The sequence below is a fragment of the Methylobacterium brachiatum genome, from assembly GCF_900113845.1.
Classification (GTDB): Bacteria; Pseudomonadota; Alphaproteobacteria; order Rhizobiales; family Beijerinckiaceae; genus Methylobacterium; species Methylobacterium brachiatum.
Window position 1 is genome coordinate 56,306 of record NZ_FOQW01000023.1, and the last position, 21,000, is coordinate 77,305.

General features: G+C 69.7%; 15 protein-coding genes. 4 read left to right on the top strand and 11 right to left on the bottom strand.

From position 1 onward, the window contains the following. Positions 1–10: 10 nt before the first annotated feature. Positions 11–778, bottom strand: a complete 768-nt coding sequence (locus BMZ47_RS24435) for an enoyl-CoA hydratase-related protein (RefSeq protein WP_091864625.1) — start codon at positions 776–778, stop codon at positions 11–13. A gap of 11 nt (positions 779–789) precedes the next feature. Then, positions 790–2,529 carry an acyl-CoA dehydrogenase family protein gene (locus tag BMZ47_RS24440; protein WP_091864628.1) on the bottom strand — a complete coding sequence of 580 codons (1,740 nt, stop codon included), beginning with the start codon at positions 2,527–2,529 and terminating at the stop codon, positions 790–792. Between the two features lie 138 nt (positions 2,530–2,667). On the opposite strand from BMZ47_RS24440, the gene BMZ47_RS24445 reads away from it, so the two are divergent. Further along, positions 2,668–3,666 carry an L-threonylcarbamoyladenylate synthase gene (locus BMZ47_RS24445; RefSeq protein ID WP_091864630.1) on the top strand — a complete coding sequence of 333 codons (999 nt, stop codon included), beginning with the start codon at positions 2,668–2,670 and terminating at the stop codon, positions 3,664–3,666. Positions 3,667–3,859: 193 nt separating this feature from the next. On the opposite strand, the gene wrbA is transcribed toward BMZ47_RS24445, so the two are convergent. Then, entirely contained in the window at positions 3,860–4,456 is a 597-nt protein-coding gene (gene wrbA, locus BMZ47_RS24450; protein ID WP_050735276.1) for an NAD(P)H:quinone oxidoreductase, read from the bottom strand. 139 nt (positions 4,457–4,595) lie between these two features. Between wrbA and BMZ47_RS24455 the strand changes: the two genes are divergently transcribed. After that, the gene (locus tag BMZ47_RS24455) at positions 4,596–5,468 is read left to right on the top strand and encodes a LysR family transcriptional regulator (protein WP_007566025.1); all 873 of its coding nucleotides are present in this window, start codon (positions 4,596–4,598) and stop codon (positions 5,466–5,468) included. A gap of 6 nt (positions 5,469–5,474) precedes the next feature. Here BMZ47_RS24455 and greA read toward each other — a convergent pair whose 3' ends face one another. Beyond that, positions 5,475–5,951 (bottom strand): transcription elongation factor GreA, encoded by a 477-nt coding sequence (gene greA, locus BMZ47_RS24460; protein WP_007566026.1) that lies wholly within the window; start codon positions 5,949–5,951, stop codon positions 5,475–5,477. Positions 5,952–6,115: 164 nt separating this feature from the next. On the opposite strand from greA, the gene BMZ47_RS24465 reads away from it, so the two are divergent. Further along, positions 6,116–6,940: a class I SAM-dependent methyltransferase gene (locus tag BMZ47_RS24465; protein ID WP_091864633.1), complete on the top strand. Its 825-nt coding sequence runs from the start codon at positions 6,116–6,118 to the stop codon at positions 6,938–6,940. Here the strand turns inward: BMZ47_RS24465 and acuI are convergent. The 5 genes from acuI to BMZ47_RS24490 all read right to left on the bottom strand — a co-directional run bounded on the left by acuI (position 6,937) and on the right by BMZ47_RS24490 (position 11,734). After that, on the bottom strand, positions 6,937–7,923 hold the full coding sequence (gene acuI, locus BMZ47_RS24470; protein ID WP_091864635.1) for an acrylyl-CoA reductase (NADPH): 987 nt from the start codon (positions 7,921–7,923) through the stop codon (positions 6,937–6,939). The two genes, BMZ47_RS24465 and acuI, sit on opposite strands and share 4 nt — an antisense overlap. Positions 7,924–7,985: 62 nt before the next feature. Next, a complete protein-coding gene (locus tag BMZ47_RS24475; protein ID WP_007566031.1) occupies positions 7,986–8,576 on the bottom strand; it encodes a hypothetical protein in 591 nt (196 codons plus the stop codon). Between the two features lie 424 nt (positions 8,577–9,000). After that, positions 9,001–10,101, bottom strand: coding sequence for a cell wall hydrolase (locus BMZ47_RS24480; RefSeq protein ID WP_091864664.1), 1,101 nt, complete (start codon positions 10,099–10,101; stop codon positions 9,001–9,003). A gap of 227 nt (positions 10,102–10,328) precedes the next feature. Next, on the bottom strand, positions 10,329–11,039 hold the full coding sequence (locus tag BMZ47_RS24485) for an MOSC domain-containing protein (RefSeq protein ID WP_091864637.1): 711 nt from the start codon (positions 11,037–11,039) through the stop codon (positions 10,329–10,331). After that, positions 11,036–11,734: a glutamine amidotransferase gene (locus BMZ47_RS24490; RefSeq protein ID WP_091864640.1), complete on the bottom strand. Its 699-nt coding sequence runs from the start codon at positions 11,732–11,734 to the stop codon at positions 11,036–11,038. Before BMZ47_RS24490 ends, BMZ47_RS24485 begins: the two co-directional genes overlap by 4 nt. 105 nt (positions 11,735–11,839) lie before the next feature. Between BMZ47_RS24490 and BMZ47_RS24495 the strand changes: the two genes are divergently transcribed. Next, positions 11,840–12,373 (top strand): helix-turn-helix domain-containing protein, encoded by a 534-nt coding sequence (locus BMZ47_RS24495; protein WP_091864642.1) that lies wholly within the window; start codon positions 11,840–11,842, stop codon positions 12,371–12,373. 67 nt (positions 12,374–12,440) lie between these two features. On the opposite strand, the gene rpoC is transcribed toward BMZ47_RS24495, so the two are convergent. Both rpoC and rpoB read right to left on the bottom strand, forming a co-directional pair. After that, on the bottom strand, positions 12,441–16,649 hold the full coding sequence (rpoC, locus tag BMZ47_RS24500) for a DNA-directed RNA polymerase subunit beta' (RefSeq protein ID WP_007566042.1): 4,209 nt from the start codon (positions 16,647–16,649) through the stop codon (positions 12,441–12,443). 169 nt (positions 16,650–16,818) lie between these two features. After that, positions 16,819–20,943 (bottom strand): DNA-directed RNA polymerase subunit beta, encoded by a 4,125-nt coding sequence (gene rpoB, locus BMZ47_RS24505; protein WP_050735284.1) that lies wholly within the window; start codon positions 20,941–20,943, stop codon positions 16,819–16,821. Between the last annotated feature and the right edge of the window lie 57 nt (positions 20,944–21,000).

Sequence of the window (21,000 nt, forward strand, 5' to 3'; positions counted from 1 at the left end):
GGGGGGCTGCTCACGCCGAGGAGGCGGGTTTCGACCGCGCCAGGAAGGCGGCGAGCCGCTCCTGGGATTCGGGCGAGCGCAGCTGCGCGTCGAAGGCCCGCGCCTCGGCCTCCAGGGCCGCCTCGACCTGGGCCTGATCGCCGCGGATCAGCGCCCGGGACGCGGCCAGGGCGCCTCGCGGCAGGGCGGCGAGCTTGGCCGCCTGGGCGATGGCCTGGTCCAGCAGCATGTCGGCCGGCAGCACGGCGTTGACGAGGCCCAGGGCCAGCGCCTCGTCGGCGTCGAGGGGCCGCGACAGGAGCAGCAGCTCCGTCGCCTTGAGCCGCCCGACCCGCAGGGGCAGCAGGTAGCTCGACGCCGCCTCGGGCACGAGGCCGAGCTCCACGAAGGGCATGCGCAGCCGCGCCGCCGGGCTGGCATAGACGAGGTCGCAATGCAGGCTGAGCGTCGCCCCGATGCCGACCGCGATCCCGTCGATCGCCGCGACCATCGGGGTGCGGGTCCGGGCGAGCTGGCGGATGAAGGCCAGGGCCGGCGAGGCGCTGAAGCCGCCCGCGGCGCCGCCCATGAAGTCGGCCAGATCGTTGCCGGCGCTGAACATCCCGGGCTGCCCGGCGAAGACCACGGCACCGGTCCGGTCCGCGGCGTCGGCCCCCGCCAGGGCCTCGCGCATCGCGTCGTACATCGCCCCGGTCAGCGCGTTCTTCTTCTCCGGGCGATTCAGGGTGATCAGGCGGACGCCGCCCTCCAGATCGGTGATCGTGACGGTCTCGGCCATGTCTGCCCCCCTCAAACCGCCAGCGCCAGCGCGGCGTCGTCCGTGAAGGCGCCGCCCGCGACGACGCTCTGTTCCAGGCCGCCCGCGGCCACCAGGAGATTCTCGGCGTAGAACCGGGCCAGCGCGATCCGGGCGGCATGGGCCGGGTCGGTCTCGCCGGCCTTCACGGCCGCGGAGGCCGCGAGCGCGCCGCGCGCCAGGCAGGCGCCGCCGAGCACGAGGCCGAACAGGCGCAGATACGGGGTCGCGCCGGCGAGCGCGGCGTTCGGGCGGTTCGAGGTCAGCGCCGCCAGCTGGTGGCTGGTCGCCCGATCGAGGTTGCCGATCCCGTCGCGCAGCCGCGCCGCCATATGGCCGAAGGCGGGATCGCCCGCCTTGAGCAGGCCCTCCGCGGCCCGGCGCATCCAGGCGATCTGCGACCTGGCGGTGGCGCCGCCGTTGAGCGGCAGCTTGCGGGCGGTGAGGTCGATGGCCTGGATGCCGTTGGTGCCCTCGTAGATGCCGAGGATTCGGGCATCGCGCATCAGCTGGGCCGCCCCGGTCTCCTCGACGAAGCCCATGCCGCCATGGACCTGCACGCCGAGCGAGGTCACCTCGTTGGCGAGATCCGTGGAGAACGCCTTGGCCACCGGGGTCAGCAGGGAGGCGCGGTCGAGGGCGCCCTGCCCGTCCGGCCCCCGGGACGCGTCGAGGGCGGCCGCCGTGAGGTAGCAGATGCCGCGCGCCGCCGCCGTATAGGCCTTCATGGTCAGCAGCATGCGCTGCACGTCCGGATGCGCGACGATCGGGCTCGTGGCCTCGGCGGCCCCGACCGCCCGGCCCTGCCGGCGTTCCTGCGCGTAGGCCAGCGCTCGCTGGGTCGCGGCCTCGGCGACGCCGACCCCCTGCAGGCCGACATTGAGCCGGGCCGCGTTCATCATCGTGAACATGCAGGCCAGCCCCTTGTTCTCCTGGCCGATGAGCCAGCCGACGGCGCCGCCCTGGTCGCCGAAGGCCATCGAGCAGGTCGGGGAGGCGTGGATGCCGAGCTTGTGCTCGATGCCGGAGCAGCGCAGGTCGTTGGCGGTCCCGTCGGGCAGGACCTTCGGCACCAGAAACAGCGAGATGCCGCGGGTGCCGGCGGGCGCATCGGGCAGGCGCGCCAGCACGAGGTGGACGATGTTGTCGGCCAGATCATGCTCGCCGTAGGTGATGTAGATCTTGGAGCCGGTGATCCGGTAGCTGCCGTCGCCGGCCCGCTCGGCGCACGTGCGCAGCAGGGCGAGGTCCGAGCCCGCCTGCGGCTCGGTCAGGTTCATGGTGGCGGGCCATTCGCCGGTGACGAGCTTCTCGAGATAGCGCGCCTTCAGATCGTCGGAGCCGTGCGCCGCCAGGGCCTCGATGCCGCCCTGGGTCAGAAGCGGGCAGAGGCCGAAGGCGAGGTTGGCGCCGTTCCACATCTCGGTGCAGGCGGCCTCGATCAGCTTCGGCAGGCCCTGGCCGCCATGGTCGGACTCGGCCGAGAGGCCGTTCCAGCCCCCTTCGGTGAAGGTGCGATAGGCCTCGCGCCAGCCGGGGGGCGTGGTGACGCGCCCGTCCGCGAACGGGGTGCCGTGCCGGTCACCGACCCGGTTCAGCGGCGCGAGCACCCCGGCGGCGATCCGTCCGGCCTCGGTGAGGATCGCCTCGGCGTCTTCGGGCTCGACCCCGTCCAACCCGGTCACGTGCCGGAGGGTGAACAGCATCTCGGGAACGGGGGCGCGGTAGCTCATCGGGTGGTCGCTCCTCTCGGCCCGCCCGCTCGTTCGGCCCGGGGCGGGTTTGACCGCGCCCGGGCACCGGGGCTACGGCGGCCCCAGGATAGGCGCGCGAGGCGCGCGCCGCCATCACTTCGCGCGACGGCTTCCCGCATGAACGATCCCGGGTCAACGGTCCCGGCCGCGACCCGGCGGCTCGATCCCGACGCGGCCGGCCTGGCGCAGGCCGCCGCGCTGCTGCGTACCGGCGCGCTCGTGGCCTTCCCCACCGAGACGGTCTACGGGCTCGGCGCCGACGCCACCGATCCCACCGCCGTGGCGCGGATCTTCGCCGCCAAGGAGCGGCCGCGCTTCAACCCGCTGATCGCCCACCTGGCCGACAGGGACGCCGCTCTCGCCGAGGGCAGCTTCGACGAGGCCGCCCGTCGCCTCGCCGAGGCGTTCTGGCCGGGCCCCCTCACCCTGGTCGTCCCGGCCCATGCGGGCACCCGCGTTTGCGATCTGGCCCGGGCCGGGCTGCCCAGCGTCGCCCTGCGGGTCCCCGGGCATCCGGTCGCCCGCGCCCTGCTGGAGGCCGTCGGCCGGCCGGTGGCGGCGCCCTCGGCCAACCGGTCGGGCCGGGTCAGCCCGACCCGGGCCGAGCACGTCCTCGACGACCTCGCCGGGCGGATCGCCGGGCTGCTCGACGGCGGCGACACGCCGGTGGGGGTCGAATCGACGGTGGTGGCCTGCTTAGGCGGACCGCCACGCCTGCTGCGGCCGGGCGGGATCACCCGGGCGGCGCTCGGCGCAGTCCTGGGCTTCGACCTCGCCGCCCCCGAGGCGGCCGATGCCGACAAGCCGGCCGGACCCGGCATGCTCGCGTCGCATTACGCCCCCCGGGCGCGGGTGCGGCTCGACGTGGAGCGCGTGGAGCCCGGCGAGGCGCTGCTGCTGTTCGGGGGCGGACGGCCCGAGGGTCACGAGGGGGCGCGGGCGGTGCTGAACCTGAGCCCGGCGGGCGATCCGGCCGAGGCGGCGTCCCGCCTGTTCGGGGCGTTGCGCGATCTCGACGCGTCCGGGGCCGCCACGATCGCGGTCGTGCCGATCCGAGCCGAGGGCCTGGGCGAGGCAATCCGGGACCGTCTAGCCCGAGCGGCCGCCCCGCGCTGACAGAAAAGTATTTTTATCACCGCCGTGGAACAGATCCCGGCATGGATCGTTCATTGATCACGAAGGCCTTCTCAGCCCCCAAATGGCCTTTTTCCTTCAAGGCTCGGAGCAATCCGAGCCTTTTTTCTTGTCTTGCGCCGTCCCGAGCTGCGCTGCGACCGGGACGGCCCTCAATGGCGGCTGGCGCGCCGGATCAGGCGAGCTTGGCCGCGATCCCGGCGACATGGCGGCCCTGGAACCGGGCACCGTCCAGCTCGACCGCGCTCGGCTGGCGCGAGCCGTCGCCATCCGCGATCGTGCTAGCGCCGTAGGGCGTGTTGCCCTTCACCGCCTCGACGCCCGTCTGGCCCGGGAAGGCGTAGGGCAGGCCGACCACCACCATGCCGTGGTGGAACAGCACCGTGTGGAAGCTCGTCAGCGTCGTCTCCTGGCCGCCATGCTGGGAGGCCGTGGAGGTGAAGACCGAGCCGACCTTGCCGATCAGGGCACCCTTCATCCACAGGCCGCCGGTCTGGTCGATGAACTGCTTCATCTGCGAGGCCATGTTGCCGTAGCGGGTCGGCGTGCCGAAGATGATGGCGTCGTACTGGGGCAGCTCATCCACCGTGGCGATCGGCGCGGCCTGATCGAGCTTGAAGTGATTCTGCCGGGCGACCTCCTCGGGCACCAGCTCCGGCACGCGCTTGACCACCGCCTCGGCCCCGGCCTCGCGGGCGCCCTCGGCGACGGCATAGGCCATCTGCTCCACATGTCCGTAGGTCGAGTAGTACAGCACCAGAACCTTGGCCATCGCGCGATCTCCCGTCTCGGGTTGCGGAATGCCGCCGGGCTTCCCCGACGGCACGATCGCCTTTCCATCGCGCGTTTTGTGCTTTGCAAAAATGCCCTTCGGCGCAAGAGTGCGCTTGCAGCCATGCAAGAGAGTTCGCGTGTCGCTCGATTGGGACGAGTTCCGCTTCGTGAAGGCGGTCGCCGACCGGGGCGGCCTGACCGCGGCTGCGGCGCAGCTCGGCATCAACCATTCCACGGCGTTCCGGCGCCTCGGATCGATCGAGGCCCGGCTCGATGTGCGCCTGTTCGAGCGCCTGCGCACCGGCTACGTGCCGACCCCGGCCGGGCTGGCGATGATCGAGGCGGCGGCCCGGATCGAGACCGACGTCGCGAGCTTCTCCCGGACGGTCGCCGGCCAGGATCAGACGCCGTCGGGCGAGTTGCGCGTGACCGCGCCGGTCAATCTCGCCTCGACCCTGCTGATGCCGATCCTCGCATCCTTCTGCGACCGCTATCCGCAGATCCGCCTCGACCTGATCCTGGCCGAGGAGGCGCTGAACCTGTCGCGCCGGGACGCCGACGTGGCGATCCGCGCCAGCCGGAACCCGAGCGAGACGCTGGTCGGGCGACGCCTGACCGGGATCGCCTGGGCGGTCTACGGGCAGGCCGGGCAGACCTACGGGGACCTCGCCGACGCGTACTGGGTGGTCCCCGGTTCGGCGGTCGCGGCCTCCCTGTTCACGCCGTTCGTCGCGGCCCGTGCGCCCGTCGAGCGGGTGCGGCTGCGGATCAACACGGTGACGGGCTTGACCGCCGCGGTGGCGGCGGGGATCGGGATCGGCCCGCTGCCCTGCTTCGAGGGCGATGCCGACCCGACGCTGCGCCGGCTGTCGGGCCCGCATCCGGAGATCGGCGCCGACCTGTGGATGCTGACGCATCCCGACCTGCGCCATGCCGGGCGGGTGCGGGCCTTCATGGATCACCTGGCCGAGGCGATCCTGCCGCTGCGGCCGCGCTTCGAGGGCCGGTAGCCGCGTTCAGGCGCGGACCTCGACCACCTCGACCTCGTTGCCGTTGACCTCGACGACGTCGCCGACGCTCTTGCCGGTGATCGCCCGGGCCAGGGGTGCCACGTAGGAGATCGTGCCCTTGTGCGGGTCGGCCTCGTCCTCGCCGACGATGCGGAAGGTCTGGCGAGTCTCCTTGCCGGACTCGTCCTCACGCAGGATCGTGACGGTGGAACCGAAATGCACGGTGTCGCCGCTCATCGGCTCGACCACCTGGGCGGTGTTCTTGCGCGCCAGCCAGTAGCGCAGGTCCCGGCCGATCCGGGAATCCTCCGCCTTGTCGGCGTGGTCCAGGGTGGACAGTTCCTTCTCCAGGCGCGCGACCTCGGCCTCGATCTGCGCCAGCCCTTCCGGGGTGACGAAGTTCGCGTGCGGCGAGATCGGACGATCGGGCAGGTTCTCGAAGGCTTCTCCACCTTCGGTCTCTTTGACGAATGCGACGCTCATAAGGAATGCAATGCGGCAGGAACGGCGGAGGTTCCAGCCGGCACCGCGCGTGTCTCTGCGAAGACATCGGGCGCGATCCGTCGAAGACGACGAAGGCTTGGCGTTCCGCGACGCGCGACATTCGTGCACAAGGCCGGCTCTTCGAAGGATCTCCGGAGCAGCCGATGTCGTCCCCACCCTTTTCCGAGGCCATCGCGGCCAACCGCAAGGCCTGGGATGCTTCCGCTCCGCTTCACCGGGCTGATCCCACCTGGGATCGACTGACCCGTCACTTTGCCAGCAACCCGAATTTCTCCTGGTTCGACCCGCCGATGGAGGCGGCCCTGCAGGCGATCGGGCTCGCGGACAAGACGGTGGCCCATCTCTGCTGCAACAACGGCCGGGAGACCGTGTCGCTGATGAATCTCGGCGCCCGGGCGGCGGTGGGGTTCGACCAGTCGGAGGCGTTCCTGGACCAGGCCCGGGAGCTGGCCCGGATCGCCGGGCGCGCCTGCCAGTTCGTCGCCGGCGACGTGCACGCCATCGACCCGCACTACGACGCCAGCTTCGACCTCGTGGTGATCACGATCGGCGTGTTCGGCTGGATGCCGGACCTCGCCCGGTTCATGGCGGTTCCCGCGCGGCTGCTGCGCCCGGGCGGCCGGATCCTCATCCATGAGGAGCACCCGATCGCGAACGTGTTCGAGCCGAAACAGGAGCCGGCGCTCCTCGTCCGGCACTCCTACTTCCGCGACGCGCCCTTCGTGGGCGAGACCGCCATCGTGTACGGGGACGGCCCGGCACCGGAGGTCGGGCCGCATTACTGGTACGTGCATCCCATGAGCCGTGTGATCGAGAGCCTGATCGGCGTGGGGCTCGCGATCGAGCGGTTCCAGGAATTCCCGGACAACATCAGCACCACCGCCGATGAGCCCCTTTCGGCCGGCCGGCTGCTGCCGCTGAGCTACCTGCTCCAGGCCCGGAAAGGGCCGGAGCATCGAGCGCTCTAGCCGATTTCCACAACGGTGCGGCCCCGGATCCGGCCGGCCAGGATCTCCGGGCCGAGCCGGCCGACCTCCTCCAGGCGGACCCGGCTGGTCATGCGGGCGAGCGTGTCGAGATCGAGTTCCCGGGCGAGGCGCGTCCAGGCCTCGCGGCGCTTGGGCTGCGGGGTGGTGACGCTGTTGATCCCGAGCAGCGAGACGCCGCGCAGGATGAACGGCGCCACGGAGGTCGGCAGGTCCATGCCCTGGGCCAGCCCGCAGGCCGCCACCGCGCCGTCGGACCGGGTCTGCGCCAGCACGTTGGCCAGGGTGGTCGAGCCCACCGCGTCGATGCCGGCCGCCCAGCGCTCCTTGCCCAGCGGCTTGCCGGGCTTGGACAACTCCGCCCGGTCGAGGATCTCGGCAGCGCCGAGGCTCTTGAGGTAGTCGGCCTCGCCGTCCCGGCCCGTGGAGGCGATCACGTGCCAGCCGGCCCGGGCCAGCAGCGCCACCGCCACCGAGCCGACGCCGCCCGAGGCTCCAGTGACGATCGCGGGCCCCTGCGCCGGCGTCAGCCCATGCGCGTCGAGGGCCATCCGGGACAGCATCGCGGTGTAGCCCGCCGTGCCGATCGCCATGGCCTGTTCGGCGGTCAGCCCCTCGGGGAGCGGCACCAGCCAGTCGCCCTTGACGCGGGCGCGCTCAGCGTAGGCGCCCAGATGCGTCTCGCCGACGCCCCAGCCGGTGAGCACGACCGCGTCGCCGGGCTTGTAATCCGGGTGATCCGAGGCCTCGACGATCCCGGAGAAATCGATGCCGGGAATCATCGGGAAGCGGCGCACCACGGGCGAGGTGCCGGTGAGCGCGAGCCCGTCCTTGTAGTTCAGGGTCGAGTGCGTCACCCGGACCGTGACGTCACCCTCCATCAGGTCGGCATCGTCGAAATCCCGGAAGGCGAGGCTCTGTCCGGCCTCGCCCTTGTCGATCACCCAGCCCTTGAACGTCCCCATCACCACCTCCCATGCATGCGCCGTGAGGTGTCGCCGGGACGTCCGGAATCAAGCCGGCCGGATCAGTAGCCGTCGTACCGGCTGCCGGTGGAGAAGCCGAGGCCGACGCCGATATCGGCCGAGCTGGCGCCCGTGATGCCGACGGCGTCCGGGATCGACCCGACCAGGGGCCCACCATAGGAGGCGGCGCGGTAGCCACCGCCATAGCCGCCGCCGACCGGCACCCAGCCGGCGCGGGCCGGCGCCACCAGGACGCGCCGGGAGACGGTGGCGTATTCCGGCGGGATGGTCTCGGGGATCGACTGGGCGGGCCGCACCAGCACGGTCCGGGTGCGCAGGGCGAAGCGCGGCGGCGTGGTGACCCAGCAGCCGATCAGCTCGCCGCCGGGACCGCGGCTCGTCTGCCAGACGCGACCGCCGGGCGAGACCATCACGCGCTCGGACACGGTGTCGTAGACCGGCGGCGTGGTGCGGTAGACCGTGCGCGGCGGCCGCACCAGCACGTTCTCCTGCACCGTGTCGTAGACCGGCGGGGACGTGACGTGGCGGTAGCATTCGGAGCCGTAGCAACCGCCGGCCTGCGCGGGGGCGGCGAACAGCAGGCCGCCGAAGGCGGCGGCGAGAAGGGTGGAGCGTGCGACCGGCGCGGTCATGGAGGTCCTCTGGTACGCGGTACGGGCGAGATGCTGCGCAAAGGCGGCGCTCGTCTCGACGCACTACAGGCCAGACTCGTTGCCCGGTTCGCAAGCAGAGTTCAAAAGGAAGGTAAAATTAACCCTCGGTTTGGACTGCTTAGCGATCGACTACCTAGGTAAGATTCTATCGAACAGCGTTACCATTCCTTAGTGCCGGTCGCGAAGGCGGCGCTTCGGGGTCCGACAGGGACTCGGAGGGCCCTGATCGGCGCCTCTCCAACCCGCCCCCTCATCCTGAGGTGCCCGGGGATCGAAGATCGCCGGGCCTCGAAGGAGCTCTCCAGAGAGCGCCGTGATCCCTGGAGGACCCCTTCGAGGCCTCCGCTACTCTCCGGCGCCTCAGGATGAGGGCGAGAGTGGGAGAGATCGGTCGAACAGACCCTCAGGTCTGCCCGGGCTTGAGCTGGTAGAAGATGTGCCGCCCGATCACATCCATCTTGCGCAGGCGGCGCGCCCAGCCCGGCCGCACGTAGTCGGCGTGGTAGTGGGTGGCGGCCCCGACCTCGGCCAGGTAGGTCCGGCCCTCGATCACCGAGCGGGCGATCCGGGTCGCCGATTCCCAGGCGCCGGCATCGGTGATGCGCAGGGACTTGCCCTCGCAGGCGAAGGAGAACTGGCAGCCCATGTAATGGTGCCGGTTCTGGTAGACGACGCCGCAGACGCTGCTCGGATAGAGGCCGCTCTTCACGCGGTTGAGCACCACCTGGGCGACGGCGGCCCGGCCGGCCTCGGATTCGCTGCGGGCCTCGAAATACACCGCTTCCGACAGGCAGCGCTGCTCCTTGTCGAGGGATTCCGGATCGATCAGGTCGGCGTAGCGCCGGCGGGCATCCTCAGGCACCGATTGCAGGATCTCCGGGCGATCGGCACGGATCGCGAAATCGGGCAGCGCCAGGCTCGCGGCCGCCACCTCGATCGGGATCGCGTCGGCCGGCGCGGGCGTGGTCGAGGACAGGGCCACGGCCCGGGGCACGGGCGGGGTCGAGCCGTCGAAGCGGCGCTCGGTCTCGCCGTCCTCGGTGAGGTCGGCACTGCCCTCCCCCGTGGAGGCAGCGCTGCCGGACCCCGTGGTCAGGCCGAGATCGGGCACCGGCACGAAACCGGCCTCCGGCTCGGCCTCGGGATCCCAGACCGCCGAGCCCGCGCTCAGCACGCCGCTGACGCTGCCGGTGACGTCGCCGAACACCAGGGCGGCGCCGGTCTCGCGCAACGCGGCGGCGCGGCGGGCGAAGCTCGCGGCCGGCGGCTGGGACGGGTCCCCCTTGCCGTCCCGCTGTACCACCGGGAAGACGTGCGCGCCGGTCTTGAGCACCGCCTGGAGCGGCTCGTCGGCGCTGCGCCGCAGGGCGGATCCGATCAGCGCCGTGCCGGGCGGCAGGGCCGGGACCGTGAAGGCGTCGATCGCCCCGAGCCGGCTCGAGCCGATGGCGTTCTCGGTCCCGGCATCGGCCGTGAACGAGACCAGCAGGCCGAGCCCCGCCAGCCAGGGCGTGAAGGCGGCCGAGAGCCAGCGCAGGCTCGATTCCCGTCGTCCTCGTCTCGCACGCACGGCTACAGACCCGTTCCGACCAACCCCATCCGCGATCCTGGGCGCCGAAGACGGCGGTTCCGGTGCGGCCCGGGATTTATCGGCCGGTATGGTTGAGGTCGGGTTAAGCGCGACTGCGCTGCCACGTCCGAACCGGGACGGCGCTCTCGCTCCAGCGGTTCTCAGCTGTCCGGCGATTCGAGTCGGGGCGCCCAATCCTCGACCACGCCGCGTTCGAGACGCCGCCGGGCGAGCGTCCGCCAGGAGGGGGACAGCGTCTCGAGCGCCGCGATCCCCGCGAGGGCATCCCGATCCAGCCGGTCCACGTAGAAGGCCCGCAGAAGCCGGGCGAGCGGCCAAGCCGGGTGGGGCCGTTCGACCAGGCGCAGGCGGTCGCCCGGCGCGATCGCCCCCGGCTCGACCACGCGGTAATACCAGCCGGTCCGCCCGCTCGCCTGGACCCGGCGGGCCATGTCGGCGGCGGCGAACCGGTGATTCAGCTTCCAGCAGGGCTGCCGGGCCTGGCTGACCTGCAGCAGGGCCGAGCCGACGCGCCACAGGTCGCCGACGCAGATATCGTGTTCGGTCAGGCCCAGGGTCGAGAGATTCTCGCCGAAGGCGCCGGGCCGCGCGAGGAGGGACGGGTCGGCCTCCGGCACGTCCCGCCGCCAGCCGGCGTAATGATCGAACGCGTAATGGTGCACGGCCTTTTCGGGGCCGCCGTGATGGCGGAGATCCGCCTGTGCGTCGCCGGCGAGCCCGTTGAGGCCGACCGCGACCGGGTGGAGGCGGGGCGTCTTGGCGATGCCGCTGCTTGAGCCCGACAGGCCGAGCGGAGCGACCGGCCCGACCAGCACCGCGTCGATCGTGACCTCCGTCACGGTGTCGGTCATGTGAACCCGCCCAGCCATTCGGCGAGGCAGCGCCGGCCCGCCTCGGCGGCGCCCGGGCCGTGCCGGCGCGCATCGGCCCGCAGGGCTGGCACCGACGTGCCCGGCGTCGCCGCGATCTCGACCGCGTGGCCGATCAGCCAGCGCTCGAAACCCTGCCCATCCGCCTCCGGGTGGAACTGGAAGCCCAGCGCGTGCCGGCCGAGCGCGAAGGCCTGATTCGGGCAGAGCGGCGTCGCCGCCAGACGCTCGGCGCCGGGCGGGAGATCGAAGGCGTCGCCGTGCCAGTGCAGCACGGGCACATCGTCGAGATGCCGCAACGGGCCGGCGCGGCCGCGATCGGTCAGCGCCACCGGCGCCCAGCCAATCTCCTTGCCCGGGCCGGGGGCGACCCGGGCCCCGAGGGCGGCGGCCATGAGCTGCGCGCCGAGGCAGATCCCGAGGGTCGGTGCGCCGGCGGCGAGCCGGACCCGCAGGGCTTCCCGCTCGGCGCGCAGGAACGGGTAGATGTCATTCTGGCCGGCACCGATCGGACCGCCGAGCACGACGAGGAGGTCGGCGCCCCCGGCTTGCTCGGGGGTGAGATCGTCGATCCCTGCATCCCGGTAGCGGATGGCGTAGCCGGCTTGCTCGATGGGGTCCGCGAAGGCGGCGAGATCCTCGAACGCCACGTGGCGGATGACGACGGCTTCGCGCATGGCCCCACCCGGTTCGCGACCGACCCGGGACGCCCCGACTCGGACAACCTGTTGTCCCAAGGCATAAAGGTTGCCCGTACCGGGGGCAATCGGCATGGTCCCGCCATGTCGATCCTCGCCGGCCGCATCCGCGCCTTCCGCCACCGCCGCGGCCTGACCCTTGAAGCGCTCGCGGCCGCCGCCGGCATCCACAAGGGGCACCTGTCCCGGATCGAGCGGGGCGAGAAGGCGCCCTCGGTCGGCACCCTGGAGGCGATCGCGCAGGCGCTGGGCGCCCAGATGGCGGAGCTGTTCGGAGAATCGGCCGGGGCCGCCGACCTGATCGTGGTGCGGCGGGAGGACCGGGCCGTGGTCCAGGACCCGGCCTACGGGGTGCAAGCGCTGATACCCGGGGCCGACGGCCGGCCCGGATCGCTCTACATCGTCGAGCCGGGGGACGCGTTCCTCACCCAGGACCGGCCGAGCCATGCCGGCCAGGAGATCGCCTACGTGCTGGAGGGCGCGGTCGAGCTGGCGGTGGCGGACCGGCTCATCACGCTGCGGGCCGGCGATTGCGCCACCTACGCGGCCGGGCTGCCGCACCGGCTGCGCCGGCTCGACGGGCGCAAGGCCGCCGTGCTGGTCTTCGTCGCCGGCTGACCGGAGCCGGCAAAAAGAAAGGGCGGCCTCACGGCCGCCCCTCCTGCGTCTCTCGCTCCCGATCCGATCACTCGGCGGCGGGGGGCAACTCCTCGATCGGATCCGCGGCGCTGCCGGCCTGCTTCTGCTGCAGGATCATCGCGTCGCGCCGGCGCGCCACCGCGCGGATGTCGGCCACCATCGAGCCCGTGCCCGCCGGGATGAGCGAGCCGACGATGACGTTCTCCTTGAGCCCTTCCAGATGGTCGACCTTGCCGTTGACCGCGGCCTCGGTGAGCACCCGGGTCGTCTCCTGGAACGAGGCCGCCGAGATGAACGACTTCGTCTGCAGCGACGCCTTGGTGATGCCGAGCAGAACCGGCACGCCCTGGATCGGCTTCTTGCCCTCGGCAAGCAGCTTCTCGTTGTACTCGGTCAGCTCCGTCCGATCGATCTGGTCACCCGCGAGGATGTCCGAATCGCCACCGTCGGTGACTTCGACCTTCTGCAGCATCTGCCGGACGATGACCTCGATGTGCTTGTCGTTGATCGACACGCCCTGCAGCCGGTAGACCTCCTGGATCTCGTTGACGAGGTAGGCCGCGAGTTCCTCCACGCCCTTGATCGCCAGGATGTCGTGCGGGGCCGGGTTTCCGTCGACGATGTAATCGCCGAGTTCCACCACGTCGCCGTCCTGCAGGTGGATGTGCTTGCCCTTCGGGATCAAGTACTCCACCGCCTCGGAGCCGTCATGCGGCGTCAGCGTGAGCCGACGCTTGTTCTTGTAGTCGCGGCCGAACGCGATGGTGCCCGACTTCTCGGCGATGATCGCCGCGTCCTTCGGGCGCCGGGCCTCGAACAGCTCCGCCACCCGCGGCAGACCGCCGGTGATGTCGCGGGTCTTGGCCGAGTCGGTCGAGACACGGGCCAGGATGTCGCCGGCATTGACCTTCGCTCCCGGATCGAAGCCGATGATGGCGTCGACCGGCAGGAAGTAACGGGCGTCAGAGCCGCGCGGCAGCTTGAGCGCCTTGCCCTCCTTGTCGACCACGACCATCGCGGGCTTCAGATCCGAGGTCCGGGCCGAGCCGCGCCAATCGACCACCACGCGCTTGGCGATGCCGGTCGACTCGTCGGTGGTCTCGGTCATGGACTGGCCGTCGACCAGATCCTCGTATGCCACGATCCCGTCGACCTCGGTGAGGATCGGACGGGTGTAGGGGTCCCACTCGGCGATCCGCTGGCCGCGCTTGATCTTGTCGCCCTCGTCGACCCGGAGCTTGGCGCCGTATTGCAGGCGGTGGACCGCCCGCTCGACCCCGTCCGACCCGACGATCACGACTGCCACGTTCCGGCCGGTGGCGATCAGGTCCCCGTCCGAGTTCTTGGCGATGGCCCGGTTGCGGATCTTGATCGTGCCCTCGAAGCTCGACTCGATGAACGACGAGTCGGCGATCTGCGCGGCGCCGCCGATGTGGAAGGTGCGCATGGTGAGCTGGGTGCCCGGCTCGCCGATCGACTGCGCCGCGATGACGCCGACCGCCTCGCCCATGTTGACGGGCGTGCCGCGGGCGAGATCGCGCCCGTAGCAGGTGGCGCAGACGCCGCTCTTGGTGGCGCAGACCAGCACGGAGCGGATCTTCACCTCCTGGATGCCCGCCGCCTGGATGGCCGGCAGGTGCCGCTCCTCGATGGTCTCGCCGGTCTTGACGATCACCGTGCCGTCGGCCGCGACCAGATCCTCGGCCGTGGCGCGGCCGAGAATGCGGGTCGCCAGCGTCGCCACGACCTGGCCGGCATCCACGATGGCGCGCATCTTGATGCCGTTGGTCGTGCCGCAATCGACCTCGCGGATCACGGCGTCCTGGGCGACGTCGACGAGGCGGCGGGTCAGGTAGCCGGAGTTGGCGGTCTTCAGGGCGGTGTCGGCGAGGCCCTTACGGGCACCGTGCGTGGAGTTGAAGTACTCCAGCACGTCCAGACCTTCCTTGAAGTTCGAGATGATCGGCGTCTCGATGATCTCGCCCGAGGGCTTGGCCATCAGGCCGCGCATGGCGGCGAGCTGCTTCATCTGGGCGGGCGAGCCACGGGCACCCGAGTGGCTCATCATGTAGATCGAGTTGACCTGCTTGTCGGCGCCGTGCTCGTCCTTCTGGACGCTCGAGATGCGGTTCATCATCTCGGCGGCCAGCTTGTCCGAGCACTTGGCCCAGGCGTCCACGACCTTGTTGTACTTCTCGCCCTGGGTGATCAGGCCGTCGTTGTACTGCTGCTCGTAGTCCTTCACGAGCGTACGGGTGGTGTCGACGATCGACCACTTGTTGTCCGGCACGACCATGTCGTCCTTGCCGAACGAGATGCCGGCCTTGAACGCGTGGTTGAAGCCGAGCGCCATGATCCGATCACAGAAGATCACCGACTCCTTCTGACCGCAGTGGCGGTAGACGGTGTCGATCATCGCCGAGATCTCCTTCTTGGTCATCAGCTTGTTGACGACGTCGAAGGGAACCTTGGCGTGCTTCGGCAGGGCGCCGGACAGGATGACCCGGCCCGGGGTGGTGTCGTAGGTCTTGGTCAGCGGCTCGCCGTCCGGGCCGATGCCGGTCCAGCGCCACTTGATCTTGGTGTGCAGCGACACGGTCTTGGCCGCGAGCGCGTGCTCGAGCTCGCCCATGTCACCGAAGACGCCCTGCATCGGGTTCTTGGCGTTGTCGGCCTTGAACTCGCCCGGCGCGCCGTCGGCCACGATCGACAGGTAGTAAAGGCCGAGCACGATATCCTGCGACGGCACGATGATCGGCTGACCATTGGCCGGGTGCAGGATGTTGTTGGTCGACATCATGAGGACGCGCGCTTCCAGCTGCGCCTCGAGCGACAGCGGGACGTGCACGGCCATCTGGTCGCCGTCGAAGTCGGCGTTGAACGCGGCGCAGACCAGCGGGTGCAGCTGGATCGCCTTGCCCTCGATCAGCTTCGGCTCGAAGGCCTGGATGCCGAGGCGGTGCAGCGTCGGCGCGCGGTTCAGCATCACCGGGTGCTCGCGGATCACCTCGTCGAGGATATCCCAGACCTCCGGCTTTTCTTTCTCGACCAGTTTCTTGGCCTGCTTCACCGTCGCCGAGAAGCCCTTGGCGTCGAGGCGCGCGTAGATGAACGGCTTGAACAGCTCGAGCGCCATCTTCTTCGGCAGGCCGCACTGGTGCAGCTTCAGCTCGGGGCCGACGACGATGACCGAACGGCCCGAGTAATCGACGCGCTTGCCGAGCAGGTTCTGGCGGAACCGGCCCTGCTTGCCCTTCAGCATGTCGGCGAGCGACTTCAGCGGGCGCTTGTTGGCACCCGTGATGACGCGGCCGCGGCGGCCGTTGTCGAACAGCGCGTCGACGGCCTCCTGCAGCATCCGCTTCTCATTGCGGATGATAATGTCGGGCGCGCGCAGCTCGATCAGCCGCTTGAGGCGGTTGTTGCGGTTGATGACGCGACGGTAGAGGTCGTTCAGGTCGGAGGTCGCGAAGCGGCCGCCATCCAGCGGGACCAGCGGGCGCAGGTCCGGCGGGATCACCGGGACGACGGTCAGGATCATCCATTCCGGCTTGTTGCCGGACATCTGGAACGCCTCGATGATCTTGAGGCGCTTCAGCAGCTTCTTCGGCTTCAGCTCGGAGGTGGTGACCGCGATCTCCTCGCGCAGATCGTTGGCGATCTTGTCGAGGTCGAGCTCCTGCAGGATGCGCCGGATGGCCTCCGCGCCGATCATGGCGGTGAACGAATCCTCGCCGTACTCCTCCTGGGCGCGCAGGTACTCCTCCTCCGACAGGAGCTGACGCTCCTTCAGGGGGGTGAGGCCCGGCTCGATGACGCAGTAGGACTCGAAGTACAGGATGCGCTCGAGGTCCTTGAGGGCCATGTCGAGCAGCAGGCCGATGCGCGAGGGCAGCGACTTCAGGAACCAGATATGCGCGACCGGGGCGGCCAGCTCGATATGGCCCATGCGGTCGCGCCGGACGCGCGCGAGGGTGACCTCGACGCCGCACTTCTCACAGATGACGCCCTTGTACTTCATGCGCTTGTACTTGCCGCACAAGCACTCGTAGTCCTTGATCGGCCCGAAGATGCGCGCACAGAACAGGCCGTCGCGCTCGGGCTTGAAGGTCCGGTAGTTGATGGTCTCGGGCTTCTTGATCTCACCGTATGACCAGGAGAGAATCTTCTCCGGCGACGAGATCGAAATCTTGATCTGATCGAAGCTGACCGGCGTGGCCTGCTGGTTGAAAAGGTTCATGACCTCTTGGTTCATGATCCGCTCCTTGTTGACGCCGGTTGCCCCGCGCCGGGCCCCCGTGTCCTGAAAAAGATCCGGCGCCGCGCCCCGTTCGAGCGCCGCTGACCGTCGTCACCGGAGGCCCCGCCCCTCCCCGCTCGACCGTGGCGACCCGAGGCCGCCACGGGAGGTGTTCGCGACGCCGCTACTCGGCGGCGTCGGCGGGCGGCTCGAGCTGGTCGTTGGCGGCCTTCTTGGAGGACGTCAGCTCGACGTTGAGGCCGAGCGAGCGCATCTCCTTGACGAGCACGTTGAACGATTCGGGGATGCCGGCCTCGAACGTGTCGTCGCCGCGGACGATCGCCTCGTAGACCTTGGTGCGGCCGGCCACGTCGTCCGACTTCACCGTGAGCATCTCCTGCAGCGTGTAGGCCGCGCCGTAGGCCTCCAGCGCCCAGACCTCCATCTCGCCGAAGCGCTGACCGCCGAACTGCGCCTTACCGCCCAGCGGCTGCTGGGTGACGAGCGAGTACGGGCCGATCGACCGGGCGTGGATCTTGTCGTCCACCAGGTGGTGCAGCTTCAGCATGTAGATGTAGCCCATCGTCACCTTGCGGTCGAAAGGCTCACCGGTCCGCCCGTCGTAGAGCGTCGACTGCGCCGAGCGGTCGAGGCCGGCCATCTCGAGCATCTGCTCGATGTCGGCCTCCTTGGCGCCGTTGAACACCGGCGTGGCCATCGGCACGCCGCGACGGACGTTGTTGCCGGCCTCGGCCAGCTCCTCGTCGGTCAGGCCATCGAGCTCGCCCGGAGAGTAGATCGCCGTCATCTCCTCCCGCAGCGGGGTGATGTCCTGGGTCTTCAGATAGGCATCCACCGCCTTGGAGACCTTGCGACCCAGGCCCGCAGCCGCCCAGCCCAAATGGGTCTCCAGGATCTGGCCGACATTCATGCGCGAGGGCACGCCCAGCGGGTTGAGCACGATGTCGGCATGGGTCCCGTCTTCCAGGAACGGCATGTCCTCGATCGGCACGATCCGCGACACGACACCCTTGTTGCCGTGACGGCCGGCCATCTTGTCGCCCGGCTGGATCTTGCGCTTCACCGCCACGAAGACCTTGACCATCTTCATGACGCCGGGCGGCAGCTCGTCGCCGCGCTGCAGCTTCTCGACCTTGTCGAGGAAGCGCTGCTCGAGGCGCTTCTTCGATTCGTCGTACTGCTTCTGCATCGCCTCCATCTCGGTCATGAGACGGTCGTCGATGACGGCGAACTGCCACCATTGCGAGCGCGGGTAGTCGTTGATCAGCTCGCGGGTGAGCGTGGTGTCCTTCTTGAAGCCCTTCGGGCCGGCCACCGGCGCCTGACCGATCAACACATCCGCCAGACGGGCGTAGGTGTTGCGGTCGAGGATCGCCTGCTCATCGTCGCGGTCCTTGGCGAGCCGCTCGATCTCCTCGCGCTCGATCGCCTGGGCGCGCTCGTCCTTGTCGACGCCGTGGCGGTTGAACACCCGGACCTCGACGATCGTGCCGGTGACACCCGGCGGCACCCGCAGGGAGGTGTCGCGCACGTCCGAGGCCTTCTCGCCGAAGATGGCGCGCAGGAGCTTCTCCTCCGGCGTCATCGGGCTCTCGCCCTTCGGGGTGATCTTACCGACCAGGATGTCGCCGGCATTCACCTCGGCACCGATATAGACGATGCCGGCCTCGTCGAGGTTCTTGAGCGCTTCCTCGGAGACGTTCGGGATATCGCGGGTGATTTCCTCCGGCCCGAGCTTGGTGTCGCGGGCCATCACCTCGAACTCCTCGATGTGGATCGAGGTGAACACGTCATCCTTCACGATCCGCTCGGAGAGCAGGATCGAATCTTCGAAGTTGTAGCCGTTCCACGGCATGAACGCGACGAGCACGTTCCGGCCGAGGGCCAGCTCGCCGAATTCCGTCGACGGACCGTCGGCGATGATCTCGCCCTTCTTCACCGGCTCGCCGACGCGGACCAGCGGCTTCTGCGTGATGCAGGTCGACTGGTTGGAGCGCTGGAACTTCTGCAGGCGGTAGATGTCGACGCCCGGCTTGGTGGCGTCGGCCTCCTCGGTGGCCCGGATGACGATACGGGTGGCGTCCACCTGATCGACGATGCCGGAGCGGCGCGCCGCGATGGCCGCGCCGGAATCGCGGGCGACCACGGCCTCCATGCCGGTGCCGACGAACGGCGCGTCGGCGCGCACCAGCGGCACGGCCTGCCGCTGCATGTTCGAGCCCATGAGGGCGCGGTTGGCGTCGTCGTTCTCGAGGAACGGGATCAGCGCCGCGGCCACCGAGACGAGCTGCTTGGGCGAGACGTCCATGAGGTCGACGCGCTCCGGACCCACGACGATCACGTCGCCGGCCCGGCGGCAGACCACGAGGTCTTCCGTCAGCTTCTTGTTCTCGTCCATCTGCGCGTTGGCCTGGGCGACGTAGTACTTCGCCTCCTCCATGGCCGAGAGGTAGGCGACCTCGTCGGTGACCACGCCGTCGCGCACGCGGCGGAACGGGGTCTCGATGAAGCCGTACTTGTTCACCCGGGCGAAGGTCGCCAGCGAGTTGATCAGGCCGATATTCGGGCCTTCCGGCGTCTCGATCGGGCAGATGCGGCCGTAATGGGTCGGGTGCACGTCGCGCACCTCGAACCCGGCGCGCTCGCGGGTCAGACCGCCCGGGCCAAGCGCCGAGAGGCGGCGCTTGTGCGTCACCTCGGAGAGCGGGTTGGTCTGGTCCATGAACTGCGAGAGCTGCGACGAGCCGAAGAACTCGCGCACCGCCGCGGCCGCCGGCTTGGCGTTGATCAGGTCCTGCGGCATCACCGTGTCGATATCGACCTGGCTCATGCGCTCGCGGATCGCGCGCTCCATGCGGAGCAGCCCGAGGCGGTACTGGTTCTCCATGAGCTCGCCGACCGAGCGCACCCGGCGGTTGCCGAGGTGGTCGATGTCGTCGATCTCGCCCTTGCCGTCGCGCAGCTCGACCAGCGCCTTGACGACCGCCAGCATGTCCTCCTTGCGGAGGGTGCGGACCGTGTCGGCGGCGTCGAGGTCGAGGCGCATGTTCATCTTCACGCGGCCGACCGCGGAGAGGTCGTAGCGCTCGGAATCGAAGAACAGCGAGTGGAACATCGCCTCGGCGGTGTCGAGCGTCGGCGGCTCGCCGGGCCGCATGACCCGGTAGATGTCGAACAGCGCGCCTTCGCGGTTGGAGTTCTTGTCCACCGCCAGCGTGTTGCGGATGTAGGGGCCGACATTGACGTGGTCGATGTCGAGCACCGGCAGCTCGGTGATGCCGACCTCTTCGAGGCTCTTCAGGAGCTTCTCGGAGATCTCCTCGCCGGCCTCGGCCCAGATCTCGCCGGTCTCGGTGTTGACCAAGTCCTCGGCGATGTACTGGCCAACGAGATCCTCGTCGGTGGCCTTGAGGAACTTGGTGCCCTTCTCGGTGATCTGCCGGGCGTTGCGGGCGTTAAGCTTCTTGCCGGCCTCGAGCACGACCTCGCCGGAATCGGCGTCGATCAGGTCGACGGTGGCCTTCATACCCTTCATCCGCTCGGGGTCGAACGGCACGCGCCACTCGGCGCCGTCGCGGTCGTAGACCACGCGGTTGTAGAAGGTCGACAGGATCTCCTCGCCGTCGAGGCCGAGCGCGTAGAGCAGCGACGTCGCCGGCAGCTTGCGCTTGCGGTCGATGCGGACGTGCACGATGTCCTTGGCGTCGAACTCGACGTCGAGCCAGGAGCCGCGATACGGGATGATGCGGGCGGCGAACAGGAGCTTGCCCGAGGAGTGGGTCTTGCCCTTGTCGTGGTCGAAGAACACGCCCGGCGAGCGGTGCATCTGCGAGACGATGACGCGCTCGGTGCCGTTGACGATGAAGGTGCCGTTCTCCGTCATCAGGGGCATGTCGCCCATGTAGACGTCCTGCTCCTTGATGTCCTTGACCGACTTGGCCTGGGTGTCCGGATCGACGTCGAACACGATCAGCCGCAGGGTCACCTTCAGCGGGGCCGCGAAGGTGATACCGCGCTGGCGGCACTCGTCGACGTCGTATTTCGGCTGCTCGAACGTGTAGCGCACGAATTCGAGCAGGGCCGTCGAGGCGAAGTCCGAGATCGGGAACACCGACTTGAACACGCTCTGGAGGCCCTCATCGCCGCGGCCGCCCTCCGGCTCGTCGACCATGAGGAACTGGTCGTAGGATGCCTTCTGAACCTCGATGAGGTTCGGCATCTCGGCGACTTCCTTGATCTTGCCGAAGAACTTCCGAATGCGCTTGCGACCGACCAGCGTGTTGGCCATGTGAACTCGCTCCATCCCGCGTGCCTCGCGCCCGGGGAAGCGTTCCCGAAAGGGACC